This window comes from Paraburkholderia sp. J94 (assembly GCF_905220285.1).
Classification (GTDB): Bacteria; Pseudomonadota; Gammaproteobacteria; order Burkholderiales; family Burkholderiaceae; genus Paraburkholderia; species Paraburkholderia tropica_A.
In genome coordinates this window covers 153537-175692 of the sequence record NZ_CAJMZH010000008.1, presented here as the reverse complement: position 1 = coordinate 175692, position 22156 = coordinate 153537, and the positions used below count along the sequence as shown (strand labels likewise).

The following is a 22156-nucleotide window of genomic DNA, read 5'->3' as shown; positions in this document are numbered from 1 at the left end:
ATATGTCGGCTGGCCACAACGCCCGCGCGCGGGCCTTGCGGCCGCGGCGCGCGAATGTCATGTCGCGACGAGGTTCAGCCTGACCTTAGAGCAGCGGCGCGAGCGCGCGGCGCGCGTCTTCGTCGGAGAGCGCCATGCGGCGGCCGAAGTCGGCGAGCTGATCCTGGGCGATCTTGCCGACCGAGAAATACGTGCTGTCCGGGTTCGCGAGATAGAAGCCCGAGACGCTCGCCGCCGGCAGCATCGCCAGCGACTCGGTCACGCTCATGCCGATCTCGTTGGCTTGCAGCACGTCGAACATATCGCGCTTCACGAGGTGGTCCGGGCAGGCCGGATAGCCCGGCGCCGGACGGATGCCCGCGTACTTCTCGGCGATCAGCGCGTCGTTGTCGAGCGTTTCGGCCGACGCATAGCCCCACAGATCGCGGCGCACGCGCGCGTGCATCGCTTCGGCGAACGCTTCCGCGAAACGGTCGGCCAGCGCCTTGAGCATGATCGCGCTGTAGTCGTCGTGATCCTTTTCGAACTGCGCTTCCTTCACGTCCACGCCGATGCCTGCCGTGACCGCGAACAGGCCGATATAGTCGGCCTTGCCCGAGTCCTTCGGCGCGATGAAGTCGGCCAGACACCGGTTCGGGCGCATCACGCCGTCCACCACCGGACGCACCGACTGCTGACGCAGATTGCGCCACGTCATCGCGACTTCCGTGCGCGATTCGTCGGTGTAGATCTCGATGTCGTCGTCGTTGACGGTGTTCGCGGGCAACAGCGAGATCACGCCGTTCGCCTGCAGCCAGCGGCCCTGGATCAGGCGCGAGAGCATCGACTTGGCGTCGGAGAACACCTTGCGCGCCGACTCGCCGACGATCTCGTCGTTGAGGATCTGCGGATACGGACCGGCCAGATCCCAGGTCTGGAAGAACGGACCCCAGTCGATGTACTGCGCCAGTTCGTTCAGGTCGTAGTTCTTGAACACGCGGCGGCCGATGAACTTCGGCTTCACGGGTTCGAAGTTCGCCCAGTCGATCTTCGTCTTGTTGACGCGCGCGGCTTCCAGCGTGACCATCGGCTGCGCCTTCTTGTTGGCGTGCTGGTCGCGGATGCGCTCGTAATCGCCCTTGAGTTCGTCGATGTACTTCGCCGCGCCTTCGTCGGACAGCAGGCTCGACGCCACCGACACCGAGCGCGACGCGTCCGGCACGTACACGACCGGGCCTTCGTAATGCGGCGCGATCTTCACGGCCGTGTGCACGCGCGAGGTGGTCGCGCCGCCGATCAGCAGCGGAATCTTCTTCACGCGGAAGTAGTCGTCGCGCTGCATTTCGCTCGCGACGTAGGCCATCTCTTCGAGCGACGGCGTAATCAGGCCTGAGAGACCGATGATGTCCGCGCCCTCGACCTTCGCCTTCGCGAGGATCTCGTTGCACGGGACCATCACGCCCATGTTGACCACTTCGAAGTTGTTGCACTGGAGCACGACCGACACGATGTTCTTGCCGATGTCGTGCACGTCGCCCTTCACGGTCGCGATGACGATCTTGCCCTTCGCGCGCACGTCCGCGCCCGATTCGGCGAGCAGACGCTTTTCTTCCTCGATGAACGGAATCAGGTGCGCGACGGCCTGCTTCATCACGCGCGCCGACTTCACGACCTGCGGGAGGAACATCTTGCCCTGACCGAACAGGTCGCCGACGACGTTCATGCCGTCCATCAGCGGGCCTTCGATCACGTTGATCGGACGGCCGCCGCCGCCCATGATCTTCTGGCGCGCTTCCTCGGTGTCTTCGACGATGAAGTTCGTGATGCCGTGCACGAGCGCATGCGCAAGACGCTTCTCGACGCCCTGATTGCGCCACTCCAGGTTCTCTTCCTTCTTCGCGGCGCCGGTCTTGAACTTGTCGGCGATTTCGAGCAGACGGTCGGTGGCGTCGTCGCGGCGGTTGAGCACCACGTCTTCCACGCGCTCGCGCAGTTCGGCGTCGAGATCGGCATACACGCCGAGCTGGCCCGCGTTCACGATGCCCATGTCCATGCCCGCCTGAATCGCGTGGTAGAGGAACACGGTGTGGATCGCCTCGCGCACCGGGTCGTTGCCGCGGAACGAGAACGACACGTTCGAGACGCCGCCGCTGATCTTCGCGTGCGGCAGGTTTTGCTTGATCCAGCGCGTGGCTTCGATGAAGTCCACCGCGTAGTTGTTGTGCTCCTCGATGCCCGTGGCGACCGCGAAGATGTTCGGGTCGAAGATGATGTCTTCGGGCAGGAAGCCGACTTCGTTCACGAGCACGTCGTACGAGCGCTGGCAGATCTCGATCTTGCGCTGGTAGGTATCGGCCTGGCCGGTTTCGTCGAAGGCCATCACCACGGCCGCCGCGCCGTAACGGCGGATCAGCTTCGCGTGGTGGATGAACGGCTCGCGGCCTTCCTTCAGCGAGATCGAGTTGACGATGGCCTTGCCCTGCACGCATTGCAGGCCCGCCTCGATCACGTCCCACTTCGACGAGTCGATCATGATCGGCACGCGCGCGATGTCGGGCTCGGAGGCGATCAGATTCATGAAGCGGACCATCGCCGCTTTCGAATCGAGCATCGCCTCGTCCATGTTGACGTCGATGATCTGCGCGCCGTTTTCGACCTGCTGGCGCGCGACCGCGAGCGCCTCGTCGAACTGGCCGTTGAGAATCATGCGCGCGAACGCCTTCGAGCCGGTCACGTTGGTGCGCTCGCCCACGTTGATGAACAGCGTGCCGTCCGTCACGTTGAACGGTTCGAGGCCGGAGAGTCGCAGGGTATGGTCAGTCATGGCGGGGGACCGGATCGTCAGGGTTCGTCGGTTTGTCGTTTAGGGTGGCAGGGCGATTCAGCGGCGCTTCATTCAGCGTCGCGATACTGCCCCGGCCAGCGGCGCGGCTTGACCTCGGCGAGGGCTTTCGCAATCGCCGCGATGTGATCGGGCGTGGTGCCGCAGCAGCCGCCCGCGACGTTCACGAGGCCGGCCGTGGCGAATTCCTTCAGGAGCCCGGACGTATCGGCGGGCAGTTCGTCGAAGCCGGTGTCGCTCATCGGGTTCGGCAGGCCCGCGTTCGGGTAGCACGACACGTAGGTGTCGCACAGCTTCGCGAGTTCGGCGATGTACGGGCGCATCAGCGCCGCGCCCAGCGCGCAGTTCAGGCCGAACGTGAGCGGCTTCGCGTGGCGCAGCGAATTCCAGAACGCCTCGACGGTCTGGCCCGAGAGAATGCGGCCCGAGGCGTCGGTGACCGTGCCCGAGATCATGATCGGCAGGATCTCGCCGGTGTCGTCGAACAACTGGTCGAGCGCGAACAGCGCGGCCTTCGCGTTGAGCGTGTCGAAGATCGTCTCGACGAGGAACAGGTCGCAGCCGCCGTCCATCAGCGCCTTGGCCTGCTCGTAATACGCGCGGCGCAGTTCTTCGAACGTGACGTTGCGCGCGCCCGGATCGTTGACGTCGGGCGAGATGCTCGCGGTCTTCGGCGTCGGTCCGATCGCGCCCGCGACGAAGCGCGGCTTGTCGGGCGTCGAGTACTGGTCGCACGCGGCGCGCGCGAGTTTCGCCGACTCGATGTTCATCTCGATGGCGAGCTCGCCCATGCCGTAATCGTCCTGCGCCACCGTGGTCGCGCCGAACGTATTCGTTTCGATGATGTCCGCGCCCGCGGCGAGATACTGGTCGTGAATCTCGCGGATGATCTGCGGCTGCGTCAGCGAGAGCAGTTCGTTATTGCCCTTGATATCGCGCGGATAGTCCTTGAAGCGCTCGACGCCGCCTTTGCCGCGATAGGCGGCTTCGTCGAGCTTGTAGCGCTGGATCATCGTGCCCATCGCGCCGTCGAGAATCAGGATGCGCGAGGCGAGCAGCGCGGGCAGCGCGGCGCCGCGCGTGTAGCGGGGTTGCGCGGGAGCATTCGCGGCGGGACGCGAGACGGTGTCGGCAGGCTGGTTCATGGGTCGCGAGCGGGCGTGGAGCCGGTTGGACGGGGAAACCCGTTATTGTAGCCGCAGCCGGGGCGCCGCGCTGGCGCGCGAGGCCTGGCGCGGCTCGCGGGACAAGCCGCGCGCAGGCGCGGCGGCGGGGCGGAAACCGGCCGCAGAAGGGGCGCGGAGCGGGCAGCAGCGACGGAAAATCGGCGCGGGTGCGCCGGAAAAGGAAAACCCCGCGCGACCGCGAGGCCAGGCGGGGTTTTCCGGGCGGGTGCCGCCGCTATGCGCGCCGCCTCGCGGCGGCGCGCCGGGAGGGTCAGTGGAGCACCACGGGTTGCTGCATCAGACTGTCGAACTGTCCGAGGAATTCGTCCACCTCGTCGAGCGACTGGTCTTCATCCATCAGCTTCTGTACGTCTTCGCGAAAACGCGCGGCCATTGCGCCGTCGATGAAGATCTCGCGTCGCGAGTTCTTGTCGACGATCTCATACCCGCCCGAACGCATGGCGACATGGCCGTCCTGCGGCGGAAACTCGACAACGCAATAATTCGGACTGTTGTAGATCATCTGCATGGCGACACTCCTTTTTCCTGTGCTCCCTCACTGCTTGAGTTGATACATGGAGCGTTCGTTCTGGAATTCAAGGGGTGGGTCCCACTGCACCTCTTGTTTTCGACTGCTCTCCCTCGGGGTTCCTTCTCATTGTTTGTTGTTCCGTCTGTTTCAGTCTGTGCTTCGTGATGCTACCGGGTGCAACTTCTTAGACCTGCTGGCGAAGAAACGTTTCAAGCAAGGCCGCGAATCCGTGCGACTCCTCTACCGGGGCCAGATGTGCGGCGTCGAGCAATTCGTAGCGCGCACCTTCGATGGCGCGCGCGAGCGCTTCGGTCTGTGCGGGCGGCGTGCCGCTGTCGTGGCGGCCCGCGACGGCGAGTGTCGGCACGCGCAGTTGCGCGAGCCGCTCGTGGACGTCGAAGTCGCGCAGCGCTTCGCAGGCGCGCGCGTAGCCTTGTGCAGGCGTCCGTAATAACACCTCGCAAACCTGCGCGACGATATCGCGATGCGTGTGGCGGAAATCGGCCGTGAACCAGCGCGCCATCGTCACGTCGGCGAGCGGGACGAGACCGTCGCGGCGCACGCATTCCGCGCGTTCGTTCCAGCTTGCGCGCGCCTCGGGCGCGGTGCGGCTCGCGGTGTCGCAGAGCGTGAGCGAGAGCACGCGCGCCGTGTGGTCGAGTGCGAACTGTTGCGCGATCATGCCGCCCATCGACATGCCGACGAGATGCGTCGCGCGGATGTCGCGGTCGTCGAGCAATGCGGCGAGATCGGCGGCGAGTTCGCGAAAGCCGAAGGCCTCGTGCGCGATGGCGCTGCCGCCATGGCCGCGCACGTCGTAACGCAGTACGCGATGGCGATGGCGGAAGTGTCCCGCGAGCGTATCCCATACCGTGAGATCGCCGCCCAACTGGTGGATGAACGTCAGCGCCGGACCCCCGCTGCGGTCTTCGAAGACGTAGCGCGTATCGATGCCGTTGACAGTCGCTTGCATGCGTTCCTCCTTCACCGTAGTGGGTTGGGAGTCAGGCCGATTGCGAGGTACTGCCCAAACGCACGCTTGTCGCAAGCGGCGCGCCTGAAAACTGCGTGCCGATACGGGCTGGCGTTCGTGGTCCAGGCCGGGATGAATCCCGGACGTTCGTGAGGCTCCTGTCTATTCCTGTCTGCCGCGCCGGTTCCGTTCGACGCGAGGTTCGACGTGATGTGTTCAAGGCGTGTTCAACGCGGTGCAACGTGACGCGCGACGCTGGACGCGTCGCTGTGTTCGTGACGGCCTCCCTCGAGCCGTTTCTTCAGTTCTTTCTGGTGCTCGCCTTGCAGTCGTTCCGCATGATTGCTGCATGACTTCGCGGGGCGCTCGATGTCGGATGCGAGGCGCTGCGCCGCGTGTGGGCAGGCGGTACGTGGCCGTCTGCGCGCGTGGCCAAAGCGCGTCGCTTTGACGATTCCAGTATGCGCTATTTCGCAGAATCTTGCGGGCAGAAGGGCCGCTTTGGTGTTGCGCGCGCGCCTTCTTTGTGCGCGTGTGTGTGTTGACGCGCGCAACGCCGCTCAGGGGTGCAGCGGGGCGTCGGCAGGCGGCGCGGATTGCGTCGATGGCGATGTCGCGGGCGCTGTCGTTTCGGGCGACGGCGGCGGCTGCGAAACCGGCGGCGCGGCGTTGCCGTCGTCGCTGGCGGGCGCCGTGGCCGCGCCCGGATTCGAGGTGTCCGGCGCGGGCGTACCACCGGCTGGCGGCGGATTCGTCGTATCCGTCGCAGGTGCGTTTGGTGTGCCGTTTGGTGCGGCGCCTTGCGTGGCGTTTGGCGTGGGATTCGGCGCAACGCCCGGCGCTTGATTCGCCGCTTCGTTCCCGCCCGCGCTTCCCCTGCCGCCGCCCGGCGGCACGAGCGCGCCGCGCCAGATCAGTTCGAATTCGCTGCCGTTCGGCTCCGTCTGCATCAGCCGCACGGGCAGCCAGCCGAGCGACGGCGCGAGCCAGACGTCGATGCGGCGCTTGTCGCCGTCGTGACGCGGCAGGCGCATGAAATGGCGCGCCGTGACGTAGCCGTGATCGGTGCTCACCGTTTCGTCGCCGATGGTGGTGATGGGCCAGGTTTCGCCGCTGTCGTTGTCGGCGACATAGAACTCGCGCGTGACGCCGGGCTTGTACGTGTCGGGATCGCCGCGCACGAGGCTCGCGAGCTGCATGACCATGCTGAAGCGGTCCTGCGCGCCGTCGGGCAGCGCGAGCGAATTAGGCGTCCGCGTAAAAACGATCTGCTTCTGGTCGCGGTTGAAGATGGTGAAGTTGGCCGGACGGTGGCCGCGCTGTTCGATGTACTGCTCGGGCGCGAGGCCGAACGCATCGACGTGACCCTTGCTCGTCCAGCTAAAGGTGCCGACGAAGGGCAGCGGCACTTCGACCACCATCTCGTAGTGCTGGCCGTCAGTCTTCCAGTGGATCGTGCCGGGCTGATTGCGCACGCCGTTATAAAACGTCTCGTACTGCAATTCGCCCGACGGCGGCACCGAAAACTTCAGGCCGTGCGAAGCCTGCGCGGCCTGTGCCGACGGATGGTCGCCGTTGCCGCCGCCCGCCGCCGCGGCGCTGGCCGCCACTGGCGCAGAAGCCGCCGATGCCGCGTCGGCGCTCGATGCGGCTTGCGGCGTGTCGGGCGCGGCGGCGACTTTCGGATGCGGATGAGGCGGCGCGACGGCTTGCAGCGTGTGCGGCGGCGGCGCGGCGCGTTTGGGCGCGGCCGGTTTGGCGGGCCTGGGCGCGGGCGTCGCGCCCGCGGGCCGCGCCTGCTGCTCGATGCGCTCGGTCTTGAGCAGCCGCACCTGCACGGGCACGTGCACTTTCGCAGCCGACGGCGGCGCGCCGTGATGACGCTCGAACCACTCGGCGGCGAGCCAGTGCAGCGCCGTCACCGCGACGAACACGGCCACCCAGCGCCAGGGGCGCGCGCGGCTCGTTCCGGCGTGGTCGCTGCGGTGGTCGGTGGCGGAGGTGGACATCGGTTGGCGGTGGCGGCGTCGGATTGGGTGAGCGGTAGCGTGAGAATCGGTCGCTTGAGTCCTAGGCGTTACTGTGACACGGCGCGTCAGACCGCTGCAAAAAGGGCGCGTGAACGCGTCGGTGAGCGCGTTGGTGAGCGCGCCGGAAATGCGCCAGAAACCGCGTTGGTAAAAACGCGCACGGCTACACGCGCAAAACTGCAATTCGGGAGCACGTCGCGTGCCTTTGCCCTGAAGGCGCTCAGCGCTCCACAGGGCTGTACCCCAATTCGTACGAAAGCTTGTCGGCGCACGCGCGCAGCGCCATGTCCACCGCGCCGTTCCAGCCGATATCGAACGCGCCTTCGTGGCCGAGCGCGATCAGCCCGAGCGCCAGTTCGCCGCTCGCGTCGAACACCGGCGTGCAGAACGCGTGGATGGTCGGCAGCAGCATGCCTTCCACGCGCGCCGCGCCGTGCTCGCGCACTTCGGCGAGCGCGCGTTCGAGTTCCTCGGCCGTGCGCGGCGTCGAGCCATAGGAGAAGTGCTGCGCGCTGCCCAGTTCGCGCTCGATCATCGGCGCGGTCTTGCTGCGCGGCAGGTAAGCGGCGAACAGCAGGCCGGTCGCGGAGCTGAGCATCGGCATGACGTCGCCGAGCTTGAGCGACGCCTTGGCCGGATGCGTCGATTCGAGCCAGTGCACGACGGTCGGCCCCTGGTTGCCCCACACGGCGATGCCCACGGTGATGTCGAGCGCATCGCGCAGTTCGGTCAGCGCGATGCGCGCGAGCTTCACGCCGTCCACGCGCGCGAGCCGCGCAAGGCCGAGCTGCAGCGCGAAGCCGCCGAGTTCGTAGCGCCCGGAAAGCGGGTCCTGCGCGACCATGCCCAGACGCAGAAAGCTCACCAGATAGCGATGCGCCTTCGCCGGGCTCATGCCCGCGCGCTGCGCGAGGTCGCGCAGCATCATCGCGCGCGGCTCGTTCGTGAGCACTTCGAGCAGCCGGAAACCGACTTCGATCGACTGGATGCCCGAACGCTGCTTTTCCTCGCCGCCTTCGTCGCCGCTTTCACTGCTTTCACCGCTTTCGCCGCCTTCACCGGCTTCGTTGATGTCGTCGAGATCGGCATCGGCGAGCGGCTGGGCCGCAGTGGCGGCGAGAGGCGGGGCGCTGGGCGCGGGGCGGGCGGACTTCGGCATGAAAGCGTCGATGAGTGTCGATGAGTGTCGATGGATGGCGATGAAGCGTGAAGCGGCGCCGGAGGCGGCCGGCGCGAAGGGATTCAGTGCGCCGCTTGGGCCGCGCCGATTCACCATCGTAGAATACATTTCCTCTATCGTCATCCACGCCTCACCACATGAAACTTGCCACGCTGAAGGACGGCACCCGCGACGGCCAGCTGATCGTCGTTTCCCGCGACCTGCGCAGCGCCGCCATCGCCGATGCGATCGCGCCCACGTTGCAGCGCGTGCTCGACGACTGGCGCTTCTACGCGCCGCAACTGCTCGATCTCTACGAAGCGCTCAACCAGGGCCGCGCCCGCAACACCTTCAGTTTCGACGCCCGCGACTGCATGGCGCCGCTGCCGCGCGCCTATCAGTGGGCCGACGGCTCGGCCTACGTGAACCACGTCGAGCTGGTGCGGCGCGCGCGCGGCGCGGAGATGCCGCCCGAGTTCTGGACCGATCCGCTCATGTACCAGGGCGGCAGCGACGACTTCATCGGCCCGACCGACGACATCGTCTGCGCCTCGGAAGCCTTCGGCATCGACTTCGAGGCGGAAGTGGCGGTGATCACCGGCGACGTGCCGATGGGCGTGAGCGCCGAGGAAGCGCTCAAGGCCGTGCGCCTCGTCGGCCTCGTCAACGACGTGTCGCTGCGCAACCTGATTCCCGCCGAACTCGCGAAGGGTTTCGGCTTCTTCCAGAGCAAGCCGGCCACCTCGTTCTCGCCGGTTTTCGTCACGCCCGACGAACTTGGCGAGCACTGGCGCGAAGGCCGCGTGCATCTGCCGATGCTGGTCTACTGGAACAACAAGAAGGTCGGCCAGCCCGACGCGGGCACCGACATGGTGTTCCACTTCGGCCAGCTGATCGCGCACGCGGCGAAGACGCGCAATCTGCGCGCGGGCGCGATCGTCGGCTCGGGCACGGTCTCGAACAAGGACGCGAAGCGCGGCTACTGCTGCATCGCCGAGAAGCGCTGCCTCGAAACCATCGAGCACGGCGAGGCGAGCACCGGCTTCATGAAGTTCGGCGACAGCGTGAAGATCGAGATGCTCGACGAAGCGGGCAAGTCGATCTTCGGTGCGATCGATCAGGGCGTCGCGCCGCTCGGCGGCGAATAAGCGAGTTTGGGCGCGCATCGACGTATATCGTCGCGCGCAAGACGCCTGAAAGGGTTTCGCCGGATGCCGCGCGCGCCGCGTGCGGCTACACTGGCGAACGCGTTGGAGAACGCGCGCCGCCTGGCGCGGCGCGCGTCGACATGCCGGGGGAATCCCGGCGCAGAAAGTCGTAAAACAAGGCTGTAAAACCAGGCCGTAAAACAAGCTGGAAAAGCTGTAGCCGCATCGAAGCCGTACGCAGAATACGCTCGTCGAACATTACGCGATCCGCGCCGCCGCGAGGCCACCGCGCGATCGACCGGAGACACCATGCCGCGCTCTCGCACCCGCCGCTTTTCCCTGGGCTTTGCCCTGCCGCTCGCCGCTTTCATTGCATCGTTTTCCGTACCCTCGGTCGCGCTCGCGCAGATCAAGATCGGTCTCGTGCTCTCGCTGACCGGACCTGCCGCGTCGCTCGGCATTCCCGCGCGCGACACCGCCGCGATGCTGCCCACGCAGATCGCGGGCCAGCAGGTGCAATACATCGTGCTCGACGATGCGTCCGACACGACGCAAGCCGTGCAGGACACGAAGAAGCTCATCGACGAACAGCACGTGGACGCGATCATCGGTTCGTCGATCACGCCCAACACGCTGGCGATGCTCGACGTGATCGCGCAAGGCGAAACGCCGACGATCTCGCTGGCGTCGTCGGCGAAGATCATCGAACCCGTCGACGACAAGCGCCACTGGATGTTCAAGACGCCGCAGACCGACGCGATGATGGCGGGCGCGATCGCCGAACACGCCGCCGCGCACAACGTCAAAACGCTCGCCTACATTGGCCAGGCCGACGCGCTCGGCGACGCGTTCTACGCCGAAGTCGCGAAGGCGGCGCAGGCGCGCGGCATCCGCATCGTCGCGAACGAGCGCTTCAACCGCACCGATGCGAGCGTGACGGGGCAGGCGCTGCGCATCGTCGCCGCGAAGCCCGACGCCGTGGTGGTGGGCGCGGCCGGCACGCCCGCCGCGCTGCCGCCGAAGGCCCTCAAGGAGCGCGGCTACAAGGGCCTCGTCTATCACAATCATGGCGTGGGCAATCGCGATTTCCTGCGCGTATGCGGCGCCGACTGCAACGGCACCTTCCTGCCCGCGAGCCCGGTGCTGGTCGCCGCGCAACTGCCCGAGGACCGGCCCGAGCGGCGTCTCGCGCTCGACTACATCGCGCGATTCGAAGCGCGTTACGGCGCGGGCTCGGTGTCGGCGTTCGGCGCTTACACGTGGGACGCGGGCCTGCTGCTCGGCAGCGCGATTCCCGTCGCGCTGAAGTCGGCGGCGCCCGGCACGAGCGCGTTCCGCCACGCGCTGCGCGACGCCATTGAAGCGACGCGCGGGCTGCATACGACCAACGGCGTCGTCAACATGAGCACGACCGATCACCTCGGTCTCGATGCGCGCGCACGCGTGATGGTCGAAATCGAAAACGGCAAATGGATCTATCAGCCGCAGCGTTGACGCGCTCACGCACGCGGCGATTGGCGATTCGCCTGGTAATCCGAATCAATTGACGGGGCATTGACCATGCGCCTCGCGAAACCGGCAAGGAGCCGCTGATGAACGATCCTTTTTACGCCCGCTATCACGCCTTGCACGTGCGGCGGCACGAACACGGCATCGTCGAGATCGTGATGAGCGGCGCAGGCACCAACAAGAGCGGCCTCGCCACCGCCGACGCGAACATGCATCGCGAACTCGCCGAAATCTGGCGCGACGTCGACCGCGACCCGGACGCGCGCGTGGCCGTGATCCGCGGCGAGGGCAAGGGCTTTTCGGCGGGCGGCGATCTCGCGCTCGTCGAGGACATGGCGCTGCATTTCGACGTGCGCGCGCGCGTCTGGCGCGAGGCGCGCGACCTCGTCTACAACGTCATCAACTGCAGCAAGCCGATCGTTTCGGCGATGCACGGGCCGGCCGTGGGCGCGGGCCTCGTCGCGGGGCTGCTCGCTGATATTTCGATCGCCGCAAAGAGTGCGCGCATCATCGACGGACATACGCGTCTGGGCGTGGCGGCGGGCGATCACGCGGCGATCGTCTGGCCGCTTTTGTGCGGCATGGCGAAGGCGAAGTACTACCTGCTGCTGTGCGAGCCGGTGAGCGGCGAGGAGGCGGAGCGCATCGGCCTCGTGTCGCTGGCCGTCGACGAAAACGATCTGCTGCCGAAGGCGTTCGAGGTGGCGAAGCGTCTGGCGAGCGGCTCGCAGACGGCGCTGCGCTGGACCAAGTACGCGCTCAACAACTGGCTGCGGCAGGCGGGGCCGAACTTCGACACGTCGCTTGCGCTCGAATTCATGGGCTTCTCGGGGCCGGACGTGCGCGAGGGCGTGCAGTCGCTGCGCGAGCGTCGCGCGCCGGACTTTCCGGGCGGCGATCCGTTCTGAGCGGTGACGGGGCGAGGCGCGTCGCGCTTGTTATCGCTTTATCGCTTGTCGCCGCTTGTCGCCGCTTGTTTCCGCTTGTTGTCCCTGCTCACGCGCGCGGTATCATCGAAACGTGCTGTGCATACCATGAGTCACACGGGCGCGCCGCGCGCGAGCCCGTTCATCATTGCGAGGGAGATCCGCATGACCGATTCCGCAGGCGCCGTTCCGCCGTTCCCGGGCTTTCCCGGTTTTCCGCCCGCCGAAATGCTCGACCGCATGTGGGGGATGATGCGGCTCACGCCGTTCGGCAGCGCGTTTCCCGGCAGCGAGCCGGGCGCGGGCCAGGGGCTCGGGCCGTCGCTTTCGATGATGTCCGACATGATGACGCCGCTGACCAACATCGAGGAACTCGACAAGCGCATCACCGACCTGCGCGCCGTCGAGCAATGGCTCAAGCTCAATCTGAGCATGTTGCAGTCGGCGATCCAGGCGCTCGAAGTGCAGCGCGCGACGCTCTCGACGCTGCGCGCGTTCGGCGCGTTCGCGCAGGCGCAGATGAGCCCGCCGCCCGAGCCGGAGCGCGCCGCGCCGCATCAGGCCGAAGCGAAGCCGGGCGCGAGCGCCGACGGCGACGCCAACGCGCCGGACGATGCCGCGCCGCCGCCGGGCTTCGATGCGTCGGGGTGGTGGAATCTGCTGCAATCGCAGTTCAATCAGCTCGCACAGTTCGCGATGGCGCAGCCGGCCGCAGCGGCGCAGGCCGCGCAGGCGGCCGCCGAAGCGGCGGCATCGGCGGGGGCGGCTGCGGGGTCGGCGACAGCCGGTGCGCACGGCGGCGGCGAGCAGGCCGCGCCGCGCGCGAAGCCGTCGACGAGGCGTAGCGGCAGCAGCAGTACGGGTGGCGCGAGCCGTACGGCGGCACGCGGCACGAAGAAGGCGCCCGCGCAGCCCGGCGAGGGCTGAGGGCTTGGGGCTGAGGGCGCGCGCGGCTTCGGCGGCGCGCGCCGGAACATGAGGAACGGGGAGCGTCGGCATCATGCGGCTCGCGCTCGTGATGATGGGCGGCGGCGCACGCGCGGCCTACCAGGCCGGTGCGTTGCGCGCGCTCGCGGAACTCGCCGCGCAGGCCGAGCCGCTGCGCCGCGCCATGCCGTTCACGGTGATCTGCGGCACTTCGGCGGGCGCGATCAACGCCACTTCCATCGCCAGCCACGCCGACCATTTCCAGCACGGCGCGGCGCGTCTCGTTGACGTTTGGGCGGGTTTGAGCGCCGATAAGGTCTATCGCACCGACTGGCCCGGCATCGCGGCGGCGGGCGGCCGCTGGCTCGCGGCGCTCGCGTTCGGCTGGGCCACCTTCGGGCTCGGCGCGCGCCGCACGCCGCGCACGCTGTTCGACAACGCGCCGCTCGCGCACTTTCTCGCCGCCACGCTCGACTTCCATCGCATCGAGCAGATGCTCGACGCGCGCCTGCTGCACGCGCTTTCGGTCACGGCGCTCAGTTATTCGTCCGGGCGGCATCTGACTTTCTATCAGGCGAGCGAGCCGATCCAGGCCTGGCGGCGCGCGCAGCGCACGGCGCGCATGGTCGCGCTCACGCCCGCGCATCTGCTCGCGTCGGCGGCGATTCCCTATGTGTTTCCCGCCGTGCGCCTCGAACTCGACGGTCATCACGAGTATTTCGGCGACGGCTCGATCCGCCAGATCGCGCCGCTTTCGCCCGCGATCCACTTCGGCGCCGAGCGCATCGTCGTGATCGGCGCGAGCGCGCCGACGCCCGGTGCGCCCGCGCCCGAAGCGCCGGAAGTCTCGGTCGCGCGCCCCGACATCGACGTCTATCCGACGCTCGCGCAAGTCGGCCAGCAGGTGCTCGCGAGCGTGTTCCTCGATGCGCTCGGCGCCGACATCGAGCGCGTCGAGCACGTCAACCGCATGGTCCTGCAACTGCCGCACACGGTCGAGCCGGAAAGCGGCTGGCGGCATATCGAGGTGCTCGCGATCGGTCCGAGCGAGCGTATCGAGCTGATCGCGGCGCGCCATCTGCAGCGGCTGCCGCGTTCGGTGCGCATGCTGCTGGGCGCGGTGGGCGGCAACCGCGCCTCGGGCGCGGCGTTTGCGAGCTATCTGCTGTTCGAGCGCGAATTCACGCAGGCGCTGATCGAACTCGGCTACCGCGACACGCTCGCCCAGCGCGAGGTGCTTTTGAGCTGGTTGAAGACGCCGACAGCGGCGCCAGCAGCAGCGCCGACCGTGGCGCCGGCAGCGCCGCCGGACCCGCCGTCGGGCGTCGTCACGGCGCACCCGGAGGCGCCCCGGAACTGAAAGATCGGCGTGCTATCATGGTGTAAGGTTTTTCTGGCCGTCCAGTCAGAGCGTCGGAGCGCCGCGAGCCTTATGGCACGTGCCTCCACGCGATTTCCGATGCGATCATCGGGAGATGGCGCTGCGTCATTCTGTCGCAGCGCTGGGACGGTCCGCCGGGGCCGCCGCGTATCACGCGGGCGAGGCGGCCAGGCGGCGTGGGCATCGCGAACCGGCGGCCCCGCGGACATTTCGGCAGCCGGGTTCGAGGCACGGTGCAACTACCCAGAACCCACGACGGCGCCTTACACCCCGGCAGCGCGGATTGCCGCTCGACAGGAAACAATCTGTTTAGCCGCGGTGAGATTGCGTCCAGAGGGCCGGTTACCGCGTAAAATTAAACGCTTTTCGCCTGTGCGCCGCGTGATGGCACGCGCAGCAGGCGGCACGCTACAAGTCGTCATGCGCAGAACAGGGGCGGGACTATGAACACGATGCTTTATCCGGAACTTTACAAGTCGCTCGAATCGGTCCGATGGGACATGGAGAAGGACATTCCGTGGGACCAATTCGACGCGTCGCTCCTGACCGACGAGCAGGCCGCGACCATCAAGATGAACGCGATCACCGAGTGGTCGGCGCTGCCGGCCACGGAAATGTTCCTGCGTGACAACCATCACGACAGCGACTTTTCCGCGTTCATGAGCGTGTGGTTCTTCGAAGAACAGAAGCACTCGCTCGTGCTGATGGAATACCTGCGCCGCTTCAAGCCGGAAATGGTGCCCACGGAAGAAGAACTGCACGCTGTGCGCTTCGAATTCGATCCGGCGCCGCCGCTCGAAACGCTCATGCTGCACTTCTGCGGCGAGATCCGCCTGAACCACTGGTACCGCCGCGCCGCCGAATGGCACACGGAGCCGGTCATCAAGGCCATCTACGAAACCATTTCGCGCGACGAAGCGCGTCATGGCGGCGCGTACCTGCGCTATATGAAGAAGGCGCTCGTGAACTGCGGCGACGTCGCGCGCGCGGCGTTCGCGAAGATCGGCGTGCTGATGGCGTCGGCGCGCCGCACCGAAAAGCCGCTGCACCCGACCAACCTGCACGTGAACCAGGCGCTGTTCCCGCGCGACACGGTGCAATCGCGCCTGCCCGACCCGGAATGGCTCGAGCGCTGGCTCGACGAGCAGATCCGCTTCGACGACGGCTGGGAAAAGAAGGTCATCGAGCGCATTCTGCACAACCTGTCGATCCTGTTCGAACGCACGTTCAGCACGGCGCAGGAACTGAACCGCTACCGCAAGGAAGTGGTGCAGCGCCTGCAGGCCGAGCAGGGCACGCAGCAACCGGCCTGAGCGCCGGCGCCTTCGGGCGCGCGCCTCGCGGCGTGCCCCGAAGCGCAAAACGCATGAATCGAAAACGGCCCGGCACGCTTGCGCGTCCGGGCCGTTTTACGTTGTGAGTCCAGCGGCTAATCCCGCCGTCAGTCCCGCAGTTAGTCCCGCAGTCAGTCAACTTCTTTTCGAGTCACATCCGATGCCCGCTTCCTTCGAACGCAAGATCACGACGCGCGAGGCGCTCGCGCAGATGCGCGCCTCGCTGCCCGGTCCGGTGGTGTTCACCAACGGCGTTTTCGACATCCTCCATCGCGGTCACGTGACCTATCTCGCCGACGCCAAAGCGCTCGGCGCAACGCTGATCGTCGGCGTGAACAGCGACGCTTCGGTGAAGCGGCTCGGCAAGGGCGACGATCGTCCGATCAACAACGAAAACGACCGCATGGCGCTGCTGGCGGCGCTCGAAAGCGTGGACTGGGTGGTGCAGTTCGGCGAGCAGACGCCGATCGAGCTGATCGAGGCCGTGCGCCCCGACATCCTCGTGAAGGGCGGCGACTACGACATGGATGCGCTGCCCGAGTCGGCGCTCGTGCGCGGCTGGGGCGGCAAGGCGCTGGCGATCGCGTTCGAGCACGACCGCTCGACCACCAAGCTGTTGCAGAAGGTGCGCGCGCAATCCTGATCGATCGCGCGATGAGGTAAGCGACGCCGCGCCTGGTGTGTCACTACTGTGTAACCCCTACATGATCACTGCGTGAGCGTCGACGCCTGGATGGCCGGCTCGGCCACCGGGCCGCCGACCACGGGCACGTCCACGGACTCCGACGGCTTGATTGGCCGCACCGTAAGTCCTTCCGGGTGAATCTGCCGGTTCAGATGCTGCCGTTGCAGCGAGCCCGAAGCGGGCATGGGACCGAACAGGCCGCGTATCGCCGCGAAGGCGAGCAGGTTGGCGAGAATCAGGATGGCGATTAGCCAGCGCAGCATCGTGTGAAACTCCGTCGAAATCGTGGTTCGGATGGGCGGGCGCCGTGCAATGCGGCGTCCAGCAGGGCTTGGGCCGGGCTCAGGACTGCGCGATCAGCGCGAGGCCGGCGAGCACCAGCGCGTCGTGGCGAGTATGCGGCACCTTGAGCGCCGCTGTCACTTCGGCTGCCGCGCCGCCGCTCACCACCAGCCGGACCGGCATTGTCCACGCATCTTGCAAATCCGCCCACGCGCGCTCGATGAGGCCCGCCTGCGCGAGCGCGCAGCCCGCCGAGATCGAGCGCTTCGTGTCGGTGGCGAAAAGCGGGCCGGGCTGCTCGCCTGGCGCGCGCGCGGGCGCGTCGATCAGGCCGCGCGCGTGCTGCGCGTCGAGCACCGGCAGTTGCGCGGTGTGCTCGCCGAGCGCGCGCATCATCAGTGTCCAGCCGGGCGCGATCAGGCCGCCGACGAAGGTGCCGTCGGCGCGCAGCGCTTCGAGCGTGGTGGCGGTGCCGAAGGTGGCGATCAGGAGCGGTTCGCCGGGAAACGCCGCGCGCGCGCCGATCATGCCGGCCCAGCGGTCGCTGCCGAGCGCGTCGGGCGTGCTATAGCCGTTGGTCACGCCGCATTGGCGTTCGCAGGCGCGGATCACCGTGCGCGCGAGGCCGGGCCAGCGCGCGTCGAGCGCGGCGTCGAGGCGGCGCGCGACGGCTTCGCCGGCCACGTTCGAGATCCATGCGCCGCCGGGCGCGGGCAGCGTCGCCCAATCGGCGAAATCGAGACGGGGATCTTGCGCTTCATCGTGACTCGCATGATCCGCCGCGCCCGCGTGCAGACGCGCGCCGTCGGCGGCCACGAGGGCCCATTTGATGCGGCTGTTTCCGGCGTCGATCAGCAGAAAGGGCGCGGCCGCGCGGCTCATGCGCCGCCGCCCGCGAGACGCAGCGAGACGTCGCCGGTCGTGACCGCTTCGCGTCCGCGCGCGGTATCGACGAGCAACTGGCCGCGCTCGTCCACGCCCACGGCAATGCCGCGCATCAGCTCGGCGCCTTGTTCGTAGAGCGCGATTTCGCGGCCCGCGTAGGCGTGGCACGCGTTCCAGCGCGCCTGGAACGTGGCGAAGCCGCTTTCGCCGAAGCGCGCGAGCGCGTCTTCGAGCGCGTTGAGTTCGGCGGCCAGCACGTCGGTGAGATTGGCGCCGGGCCACACGCGCGAGAGCGCCGTGGGCGCCGCGCCGGGCACGGGCGCGGCCTGCTGCGCGGCGGTGTCGGCGTTGAGCGCCTGGACTTTCGCAACCAGCGCGTCCGCGCCGCGCACGTTGGTGCCGATGCCGATCACCACCGCCGTCGCGTCGGGCGTGCTCCACGCCGTTTCCACCAGAATCCCCACCAGCTTGTCGCCTTCGAGCAGCACGTCGTTCGGCCATTTCAGCGCGATCTGGCCGGGTGCGCTCACGGGCAGCGTGCGCAGGCCGTCGACGAGCGCCGAGCCGACCGCGAGGCTGAGCCCCGCGAGTCCTTCGATCGGGCGCGGGATCACGCAGGCGAGCGAGAAGAGCAGCGCGTCGCCGGGCTGGGCGACCCAGCCGCGGCCGCGCCGTCCGCGTCCGGCGGTTTGCAGATAGGCCACGCGCACGAGCGGGCGCGCGAGCGCGTTGGTGCGATGGGGCAGCGCTTTCAGGCGCGCCATCAGGTCGGCATTGGTGGAGCCGGTTTCCTCGACGATTTCGATCGGCCAGTCGTGTGCAGCCGGGCCGAACAGCGTCACCGCGCGGTCGCGGTCGATGCGCCAGTCGTCGGCGCGCGGAGCGGGGGTGGGGGGCGTCGCATTCATGGTGCGTATTGTAGTGGCTGGCCGTGGCTGTGCGGCGCGCGGGCGGCGCGGGAACGGCGCGGCCGATGGGCTGACAGAGGAGGCGGCCGACGCGATCCGTCCCTCGTGCGTTTTTATCGCCGGAATGCCCGCTTTTTAGGCAAATTCACAGCCCACCCACAGGCTGCCAACAGCTTATCCACGGATTCATCCACAGGCGCGAACGATTGTGATGATGAGAATCGCGCTGACGGTCCGCGAATTCCCCATCGTGCCCACAGGGTGCCAACAGGTCATCCACAGAATTGTCCACAGCCTCGCGCGCCCTCGCACGCACCCTCGTGGCGCGATGCGAAATCGGTGCGCGCTCGCACCGCCGAAACGGGGCGCGTTCGATACAATGTTTGATCATTTCTTCCGTCCGAGCGCCCCGCCTTGACTCAAGAGACGCCGCCTGGCCTCGAAATCGCGGCCGGCAACCAGGGAAAGATCGTGCGCCTGTCCGGCCAGTGGACCGCGCTCGCGCTCGCACGCGACCGCGATCAGGGCGGCGCGGCGCAGCGGCTGCGCGCGCTGCTCGGCGAGCGCGTCGGCCAGTGGGATCTGTCGCGGATCGAACGCATGGATCACGTCGGCGGCCAGGCGCTCTGGCGCGTCTGGGGCCACAAGCTGCCCGCCGATCTGGTCGCGCTCACGCAGACGCAGCGCGACATCTTCGAGCGCATCGCGCTGCTCGATTCGGTGCGCGAGGCGCCGGAGCGCGTCGTCAAGATCGATCCGGTCACGAAACTCGGCCTCGCGATCTTCTCGTTCTGGGATCACCTCTACGGCGGCATTTCGATGCTCGGCCGCGTGATCCTCGATCTGCTCTTTATCCTGCGCAAGCCGAAGGCCACGCCCTGGATCGAGATTTCCGCGAATGTCTACAACGCGGGCGCGCGCGCGCTGCCGATCACGGCGCTGGTGGCGTTCCTGATCGGCATCGTGCTGTCGTATCTCTCTGCGCAGCAGTTGCGGCTGTTCGGCGCGAACCAGTTCATCGTCAATATTCTCGGGCTCGCGGTGATTCGCGAACTCGGTCCCGTGCTTGCGGCCATACTGGTGGCTGGGCGCTCCGGTTCGGCCATCACCGCGCAGATCGGCGTGATGCGCGTGACCGAGGAGCTCGACGCCATGCGCGTGATGGGCATCTCGCACGGCCTGCGGCTGATCCTGCCGCGCGTGGTCGCGCTGGGCGTGGCCATGCCGCTGCTGGTGATCTGGACCGATATCATCGCGCTGCTCGGCGGCGCGCTCGCGGCCAAGGCGGTGCTGGGCATCGACGTGTCGTATTTCGTGCGTTCGCTGCCGGGCGTGGTGCCGATCGCGAACCTCTGGATCGGGCTCGGCAAGGGCGTGGCGTTCGGCATGCTGGTGGGCATCGTCGGCTGCCACTTCGGCTTTCGCATCAAGGCGAATTCGCAGAGTCTCGGCGAGGGCACGACCACCTCGGTCGTGTCGTCGATCACCATCGTGATCCTCGCCGACGCCGTGTTCGCCATCCTGTTCCAGAACGTGGGGCTGTCATGAACACGTTGACCACGACCGGCACGCTGGGCACGCCGCTCAAGGAAGCCGTCGAGGACCTGCCGCTGCCGGCGATCGGCGAGCCGATCATCGAGGTGCGCAACCTCACGAAGCGCTACGGGCGCAACATCGTCCATCAGCATCTGAATCTGGATATCCGGCGCGGCGAAATCGTCACGATCGTGGGCGGCTCGGGTTCGGGCAAGACCACGCTGGTGCGGCAGATTCTCGGGCTCGAACGGCCCACGTCGGGCACCATCAAGATGTTCGGCGAAGACATCACGACGACCGATCCCGAGCGCGCGCGCCTGATGCGCACGCGCACCGGCATGCTCTTTCAGCACGGCGCGCTGTTCTCGTCGCTGTCGGTGTACGACAACATCGCGCAGCCGGTGCGCGAGCTTGGCAAGGTGCCGGCCGACCTGCTGCGCGACATCGTCATGCTCAAGCTGGAGATGGTCGGGCTGCCGTGCAAGCACGCTTCGAAGATGCCGGCCGCGCTCTCGGGCGGCATGGTCAAGCGCGTCGGGCTCGCGCGCGCGATCGTGCTGGAGCCCGAACTGCTGATACTCGACGAACCGACGGCGGGGCTCGATCCGCGCTCGTCGGACGAAGTGGTGGAACTGATCAGCACGCTGCACCGCGCGCTGGGCCTGACCGTCGTGCTGATCACGCACGATCTGGACGCGATGGTCGCGCTCTCGACGCGCGTGGCCGTGATCGCGGAGCGCAAGGTGCTGGTGGCCGCGCCCGTGGAAGAGGCGGCCGGCGTGGACGATCCGTTCATCCGCGAATATTTTCTGGGCATGCGCGGACGGCGCGCGCTACAGGCGCTGCCGCCCGAGCGCCGCGCGAAGCTGCCGCCGGCGGCGCTGCTGCCCGCATCCGTGGGCGTGAAGCCGTGCTGACGCGCGGGCGTGTCACGAGGCGCAAGGTCGCCAACAAGGGAATCTGACGATGGAAAACAAACCGCATGCGTTCTGGGCCGGCCTCTTCACGATCGGCCTGCTGGCGGCCATCGCGCTGGCGGTCTTCTTCTTCAGCGCCAATCATTCGGTGCGCGTGCCGTACGACCTGATTTCGCGCAGCAGCGTCACGGGCCTGTACCCGGACGCGGCCGTGCGCTATCGCGGTCTCGACGTGGGCAAGGTGCAGTCGATCCGCTTCGACGCGGCGCATCCGGGCCAGATCCGCATCCGCGTGCTGGTCGACCAGAAGGCGCCGATGACGCGCTCGACCTTCGGCACGCTCGCGCTCCAGGGCGTGACCGGCATCGCCTTCGTGCAGCTCGACGACAACGGCCTCGACCAGTCGCCGCTCGCGTCGTCGGAGAAGAATGTGGCGGAGATTCCGCTGCGGCCCGGCCTGCTCGACCAGCTTCAGCGGCGCGGCGACGTGCTGCTGCGCAAGCTCGACAGCATCGCCACCGACGTCGACCAGATGCTCAGCGAGGAAAACCGCAAGCAGGTGATGGCGACGGTGGTCTCGCTCCAGCAGGCCGCCGACAGCGTGAACACGCTCGCGCAGCAGTTGCAGCCGACCGCGAAGCAGTTGCCGGGCGCGGTCGCCGATCTGCAGAAAACCTTGCAGTCGACCAATCAGCTCATCACCAGCGTGAACCGCCCGGACGGCCCGTTCCAGACCAATCTGAACAAGGCCGGCACGGCGGCGGCGCAGGCGGGGCAGGCGCTCGCCTCGATGGACATGTCGATCCAGGAACTCTCGGCGCGCGTGGGCTACGACACGCTGCCCCGCGTCGATTCGCTGACCGACGACGTGCGCTCGGCGATGCGCTCGGTGGACCGCGCGGCGGGCACCTTTAGCAGCAGCCCGCGCAGCGTGCTGTTCGGCGGCGCGCCGCAACCCGCGCCGGGGCCGGGCGAGCCGGGCTTCGCCTGGCCGGGCACGGGCGCGAAGTAAGTCCGCGGCGAGGCGGCACGACGCA

19 protein-coding genes are annotated in these 22156 nt (G+C 67.6%); 10 read left to right on the top strand and 9 right to left on the bottom strand.

Features of this window, described 5'->3' with window-relative positions:
- Positions 1 to 85: 85 nt before the first annotated feature.
- The 6 genes from metH to U4Y88_RS18760 form a co-directional block, all read right to left on the bottom strand.
- Entirely contained in the window at positions 86 to 2803 is a 2718-nt protein-coding gene (metH, locus tag U4Y88_RS18785; protein ID WP_321785611.1) for a methionine synthase, read from the bottom strand.
- Positions 2804 to 2871: 68 nt separating this feature from the next.
- Entirely contained in the window at positions 2872 to 3966 is a 1095-nt protein-coding gene (locus tag U4Y88_RS18780) for a homocysteine S-methyltransferase family protein (RefSeq protein ID WP_224012515.1), read from the bottom strand.
- A gap of 292 nt (positions 3967 to 4258) precedes the next feature.
- The gene (locus U4Y88_RS18775) at positions 4259 to 4516 is read right to left on the bottom strand and encodes a DUF3567 domain-containing protein (RefSeq protein WP_224012516.1); all 258 of its coding nucleotides are present in this window, start codon (positions 4514 to 4516) and stop codon (positions 4259 to 4261) included.
- A 187-nt stretch (positions 4517 to 4703) separates the two neighbouring features.
- Complete coding sequence (locus U4Y88_RS18770; RefSeq protein WP_321785609.1) at positions 4704 to 5492, bottom strand: alpha/beta fold hydrolase; 789 nt, start codon at positions 5490 to 5492, stop codon at positions 4704 to 4706.
- 560 nt (positions 5493 to 6052) lie between these two features.
- On the bottom strand, positions 6053 to 7501 hold the full coding sequence (locus tag U4Y88_RS18765; RefSeq protein WP_321785607.1) for a DUF3108 domain-containing protein: 1449 nt from the start codon (positions 7499 to 7501) through the stop codon (positions 6053 to 6055).
- Between the two features lie 241 nt (positions 7502 to 7742).
- Positions 7743 to 8825 carry an IclR family transcriptional regulator gene (locus U4Y88_RS18760; RefSeq protein ID WP_415774459.1) on the bottom strand — a complete coding sequence of 361 codons (1083 nt, stop codon included), beginning with the start codon at positions 8823 to 8825 and terminating at the stop codon, positions 7743 to 7745.
- A 14-nt stretch (positions 8826 to 8839) separates the two neighbouring features.
- Here U4Y88_RS18760 and U4Y88_RS18755 point away from each other — a divergent pair, with 14 nt between their 5' ends.
- The 7 genes from U4Y88_RS18755 to rfaE2 all read left to right on the top strand — a co-directional run bounded on the left by U4Y88_RS18755 (position 8840) and on the right by rfaE2 (position 16549).
- A complete protein-coding gene (locus tag U4Y88_RS18755) occupies positions 8840 to 9829 on the top strand; it encodes a fumarylacetoacetate hydrolase family protein (RefSeq protein WP_321785605.1) in 990 nt (329 codons plus the stop codon).
- A gap of 309 nt (positions 9830 to 10138) precedes the next feature.
- Positions 10139 to 11323 (top strand): ABC transporter substrate-binding protein, encoded by a 1185-nt coding sequence (locus U4Y88_RS18750; RefSeq protein ID WP_310630276.1) that lies wholly within the window; start codon positions 10139 to 10141, stop codon positions 11321 to 11323.
- Between the two features lie 98 nt (positions 11324 to 11421).
- Complete coding sequence (locus U4Y88_RS18745; RefSeq protein ID WP_224012522.1) at positions 11422 to 12246, top strand: enoyl-CoA hydratase/isomerase family protein; 825 nt, start codon at positions 11422 to 11424, stop codon at positions 12244 to 12246.
- 183 nt (positions 12247 to 12429) lie between these two features.
- A complete protein-coding gene (locus U4Y88_RS18740) occupies positions 12430 to 13191 on the top strand; it encodes a PhaM family polyhydroxyalkanoate granule multifunctional regulatory protein (RefSeq protein ID WP_321785603.1) in 762 nt (253 codons plus the stop codon).
- 73 nt (positions 13192 to 13264) lie between these two features.
- Positions 13265 to 14551, top strand: coding sequence for a patatin-like phospholipase family protein (locus U4Y88_RS18735; RefSeq protein WP_321785601.1), 1287 nt, complete (start codon positions 13265 to 13267; stop codon positions 14549 to 14551).
- Between the two features lie 464 nt (positions 14552 to 15015).
- Positions 15016 to 15885, top strand: a complete 870-nt coding sequence (locus U4Y88_RS18730; RefSeq protein WP_224010254.1) for a ferritin-like domain-containing protein — start codon at positions 15016 to 15018, stop codon at positions 15883 to 15885.
- Between the two features lie 181 nt (positions 15886 to 16066).
- Positions 16067 to 16549 carry a D-glycero-beta-D-manno-heptose 1-phosphate adenylyltransferase gene (gene rfaE2, locus U4Y88_RS18725; protein ID WP_205997738.1) on the top strand — a complete coding sequence of 161 codons (483 nt, stop codon included), beginning with the start codon at positions 16067 to 16069 and terminating at the stop codon, positions 16547 to 16549.
- Between the two features lie 65 nt (positions 16550 to 16614).
- Here rfaE2 and U4Y88_RS18720 read toward each other — a convergent pair whose 3' ends face one another.
- The 3 genes from U4Y88_RS18720 to U4Y88_RS18710 form a co-directional block, all read right to left on the bottom strand.
- Positions 16615 to 16854 (bottom strand): hypothetical protein, encoded by a 240-nt coding sequence (locus tag U4Y88_RS18720; RefSeq protein ID WP_224010255.1) that lies wholly within the window; start codon positions 16852 to 16854, stop codon positions 16615 to 16617.
- A 79-nt stretch (positions 16855 to 16933) separates the two neighbouring features.
- Positions 16934 to 17755 carry a type III pantothenate kinase gene (locus U4Y88_RS18715; RefSeq protein ID WP_321785600.1) on the bottom strand — a complete coding sequence of 274 codons (822 nt, stop codon included), beginning with the start codon at positions 17753 to 17755 and terminating at the stop codon, positions 16934 to 16936.
- Positions 17752 to 18666, bottom strand: coding sequence for a biotin--[acetyl-CoA-carboxylase] ligase (locus U4Y88_RS18710; RefSeq protein WP_321785598.1), 915 nt, complete (start codon positions 18664 to 18666; stop codon positions 17752 to 17754). The genes U4Y88_RS18715 and U4Y88_RS18710 overlap by 4 nt, the downstream gene beginning before the upstream one ends.
- Positions 18667 to 19080: 414 nt before the next feature.
- Between U4Y88_RS18710 and U4Y88_RS18705 the strand changes: the two genes are divergently transcribed.
- From U4Y88_RS18705 to U4Y88_RS18695, 3 genes are read left to right on the top strand one after another with little or no spacing between them, the layout of a single operon-like run.
- On the top strand, positions 19081 to 20214 hold the full coding sequence (locus tag U4Y88_RS18705) for an MlaE family ABC transporter permease (RefSeq protein ID WP_224010261.1): 1134 nt from the start codon (positions 19081 to 19083) through the stop codon (positions 20212 to 20214).
- A gap of 23 nt (positions 20215 to 20237) precedes the next feature.
- Positions 20238 to 21119 (top strand): ABC transporter ATP-binding protein, encoded by an 882-nt coding sequence (locus U4Y88_RS18700; protein WP_224010478.1) that lies wholly within the window; start codon positions 20238 to 20240, stop codon positions 21117 to 21119.
- 49 nt (positions 21120 to 21168) lie between these two features.
- Positions 21169 to 22131 carry an MlaD family protein gene (locus U4Y88_RS18695; RefSeq protein ID WP_224010263.1) on the top strand — a complete coding sequence of 321 codons (963 nt, stop codon included), beginning with the start codon at positions 21169 to 21171 and terminating at the stop codon, positions 22129 to 22131.
- Positions 22132 to 22156 lie beyond the last annotated feature (25 nt).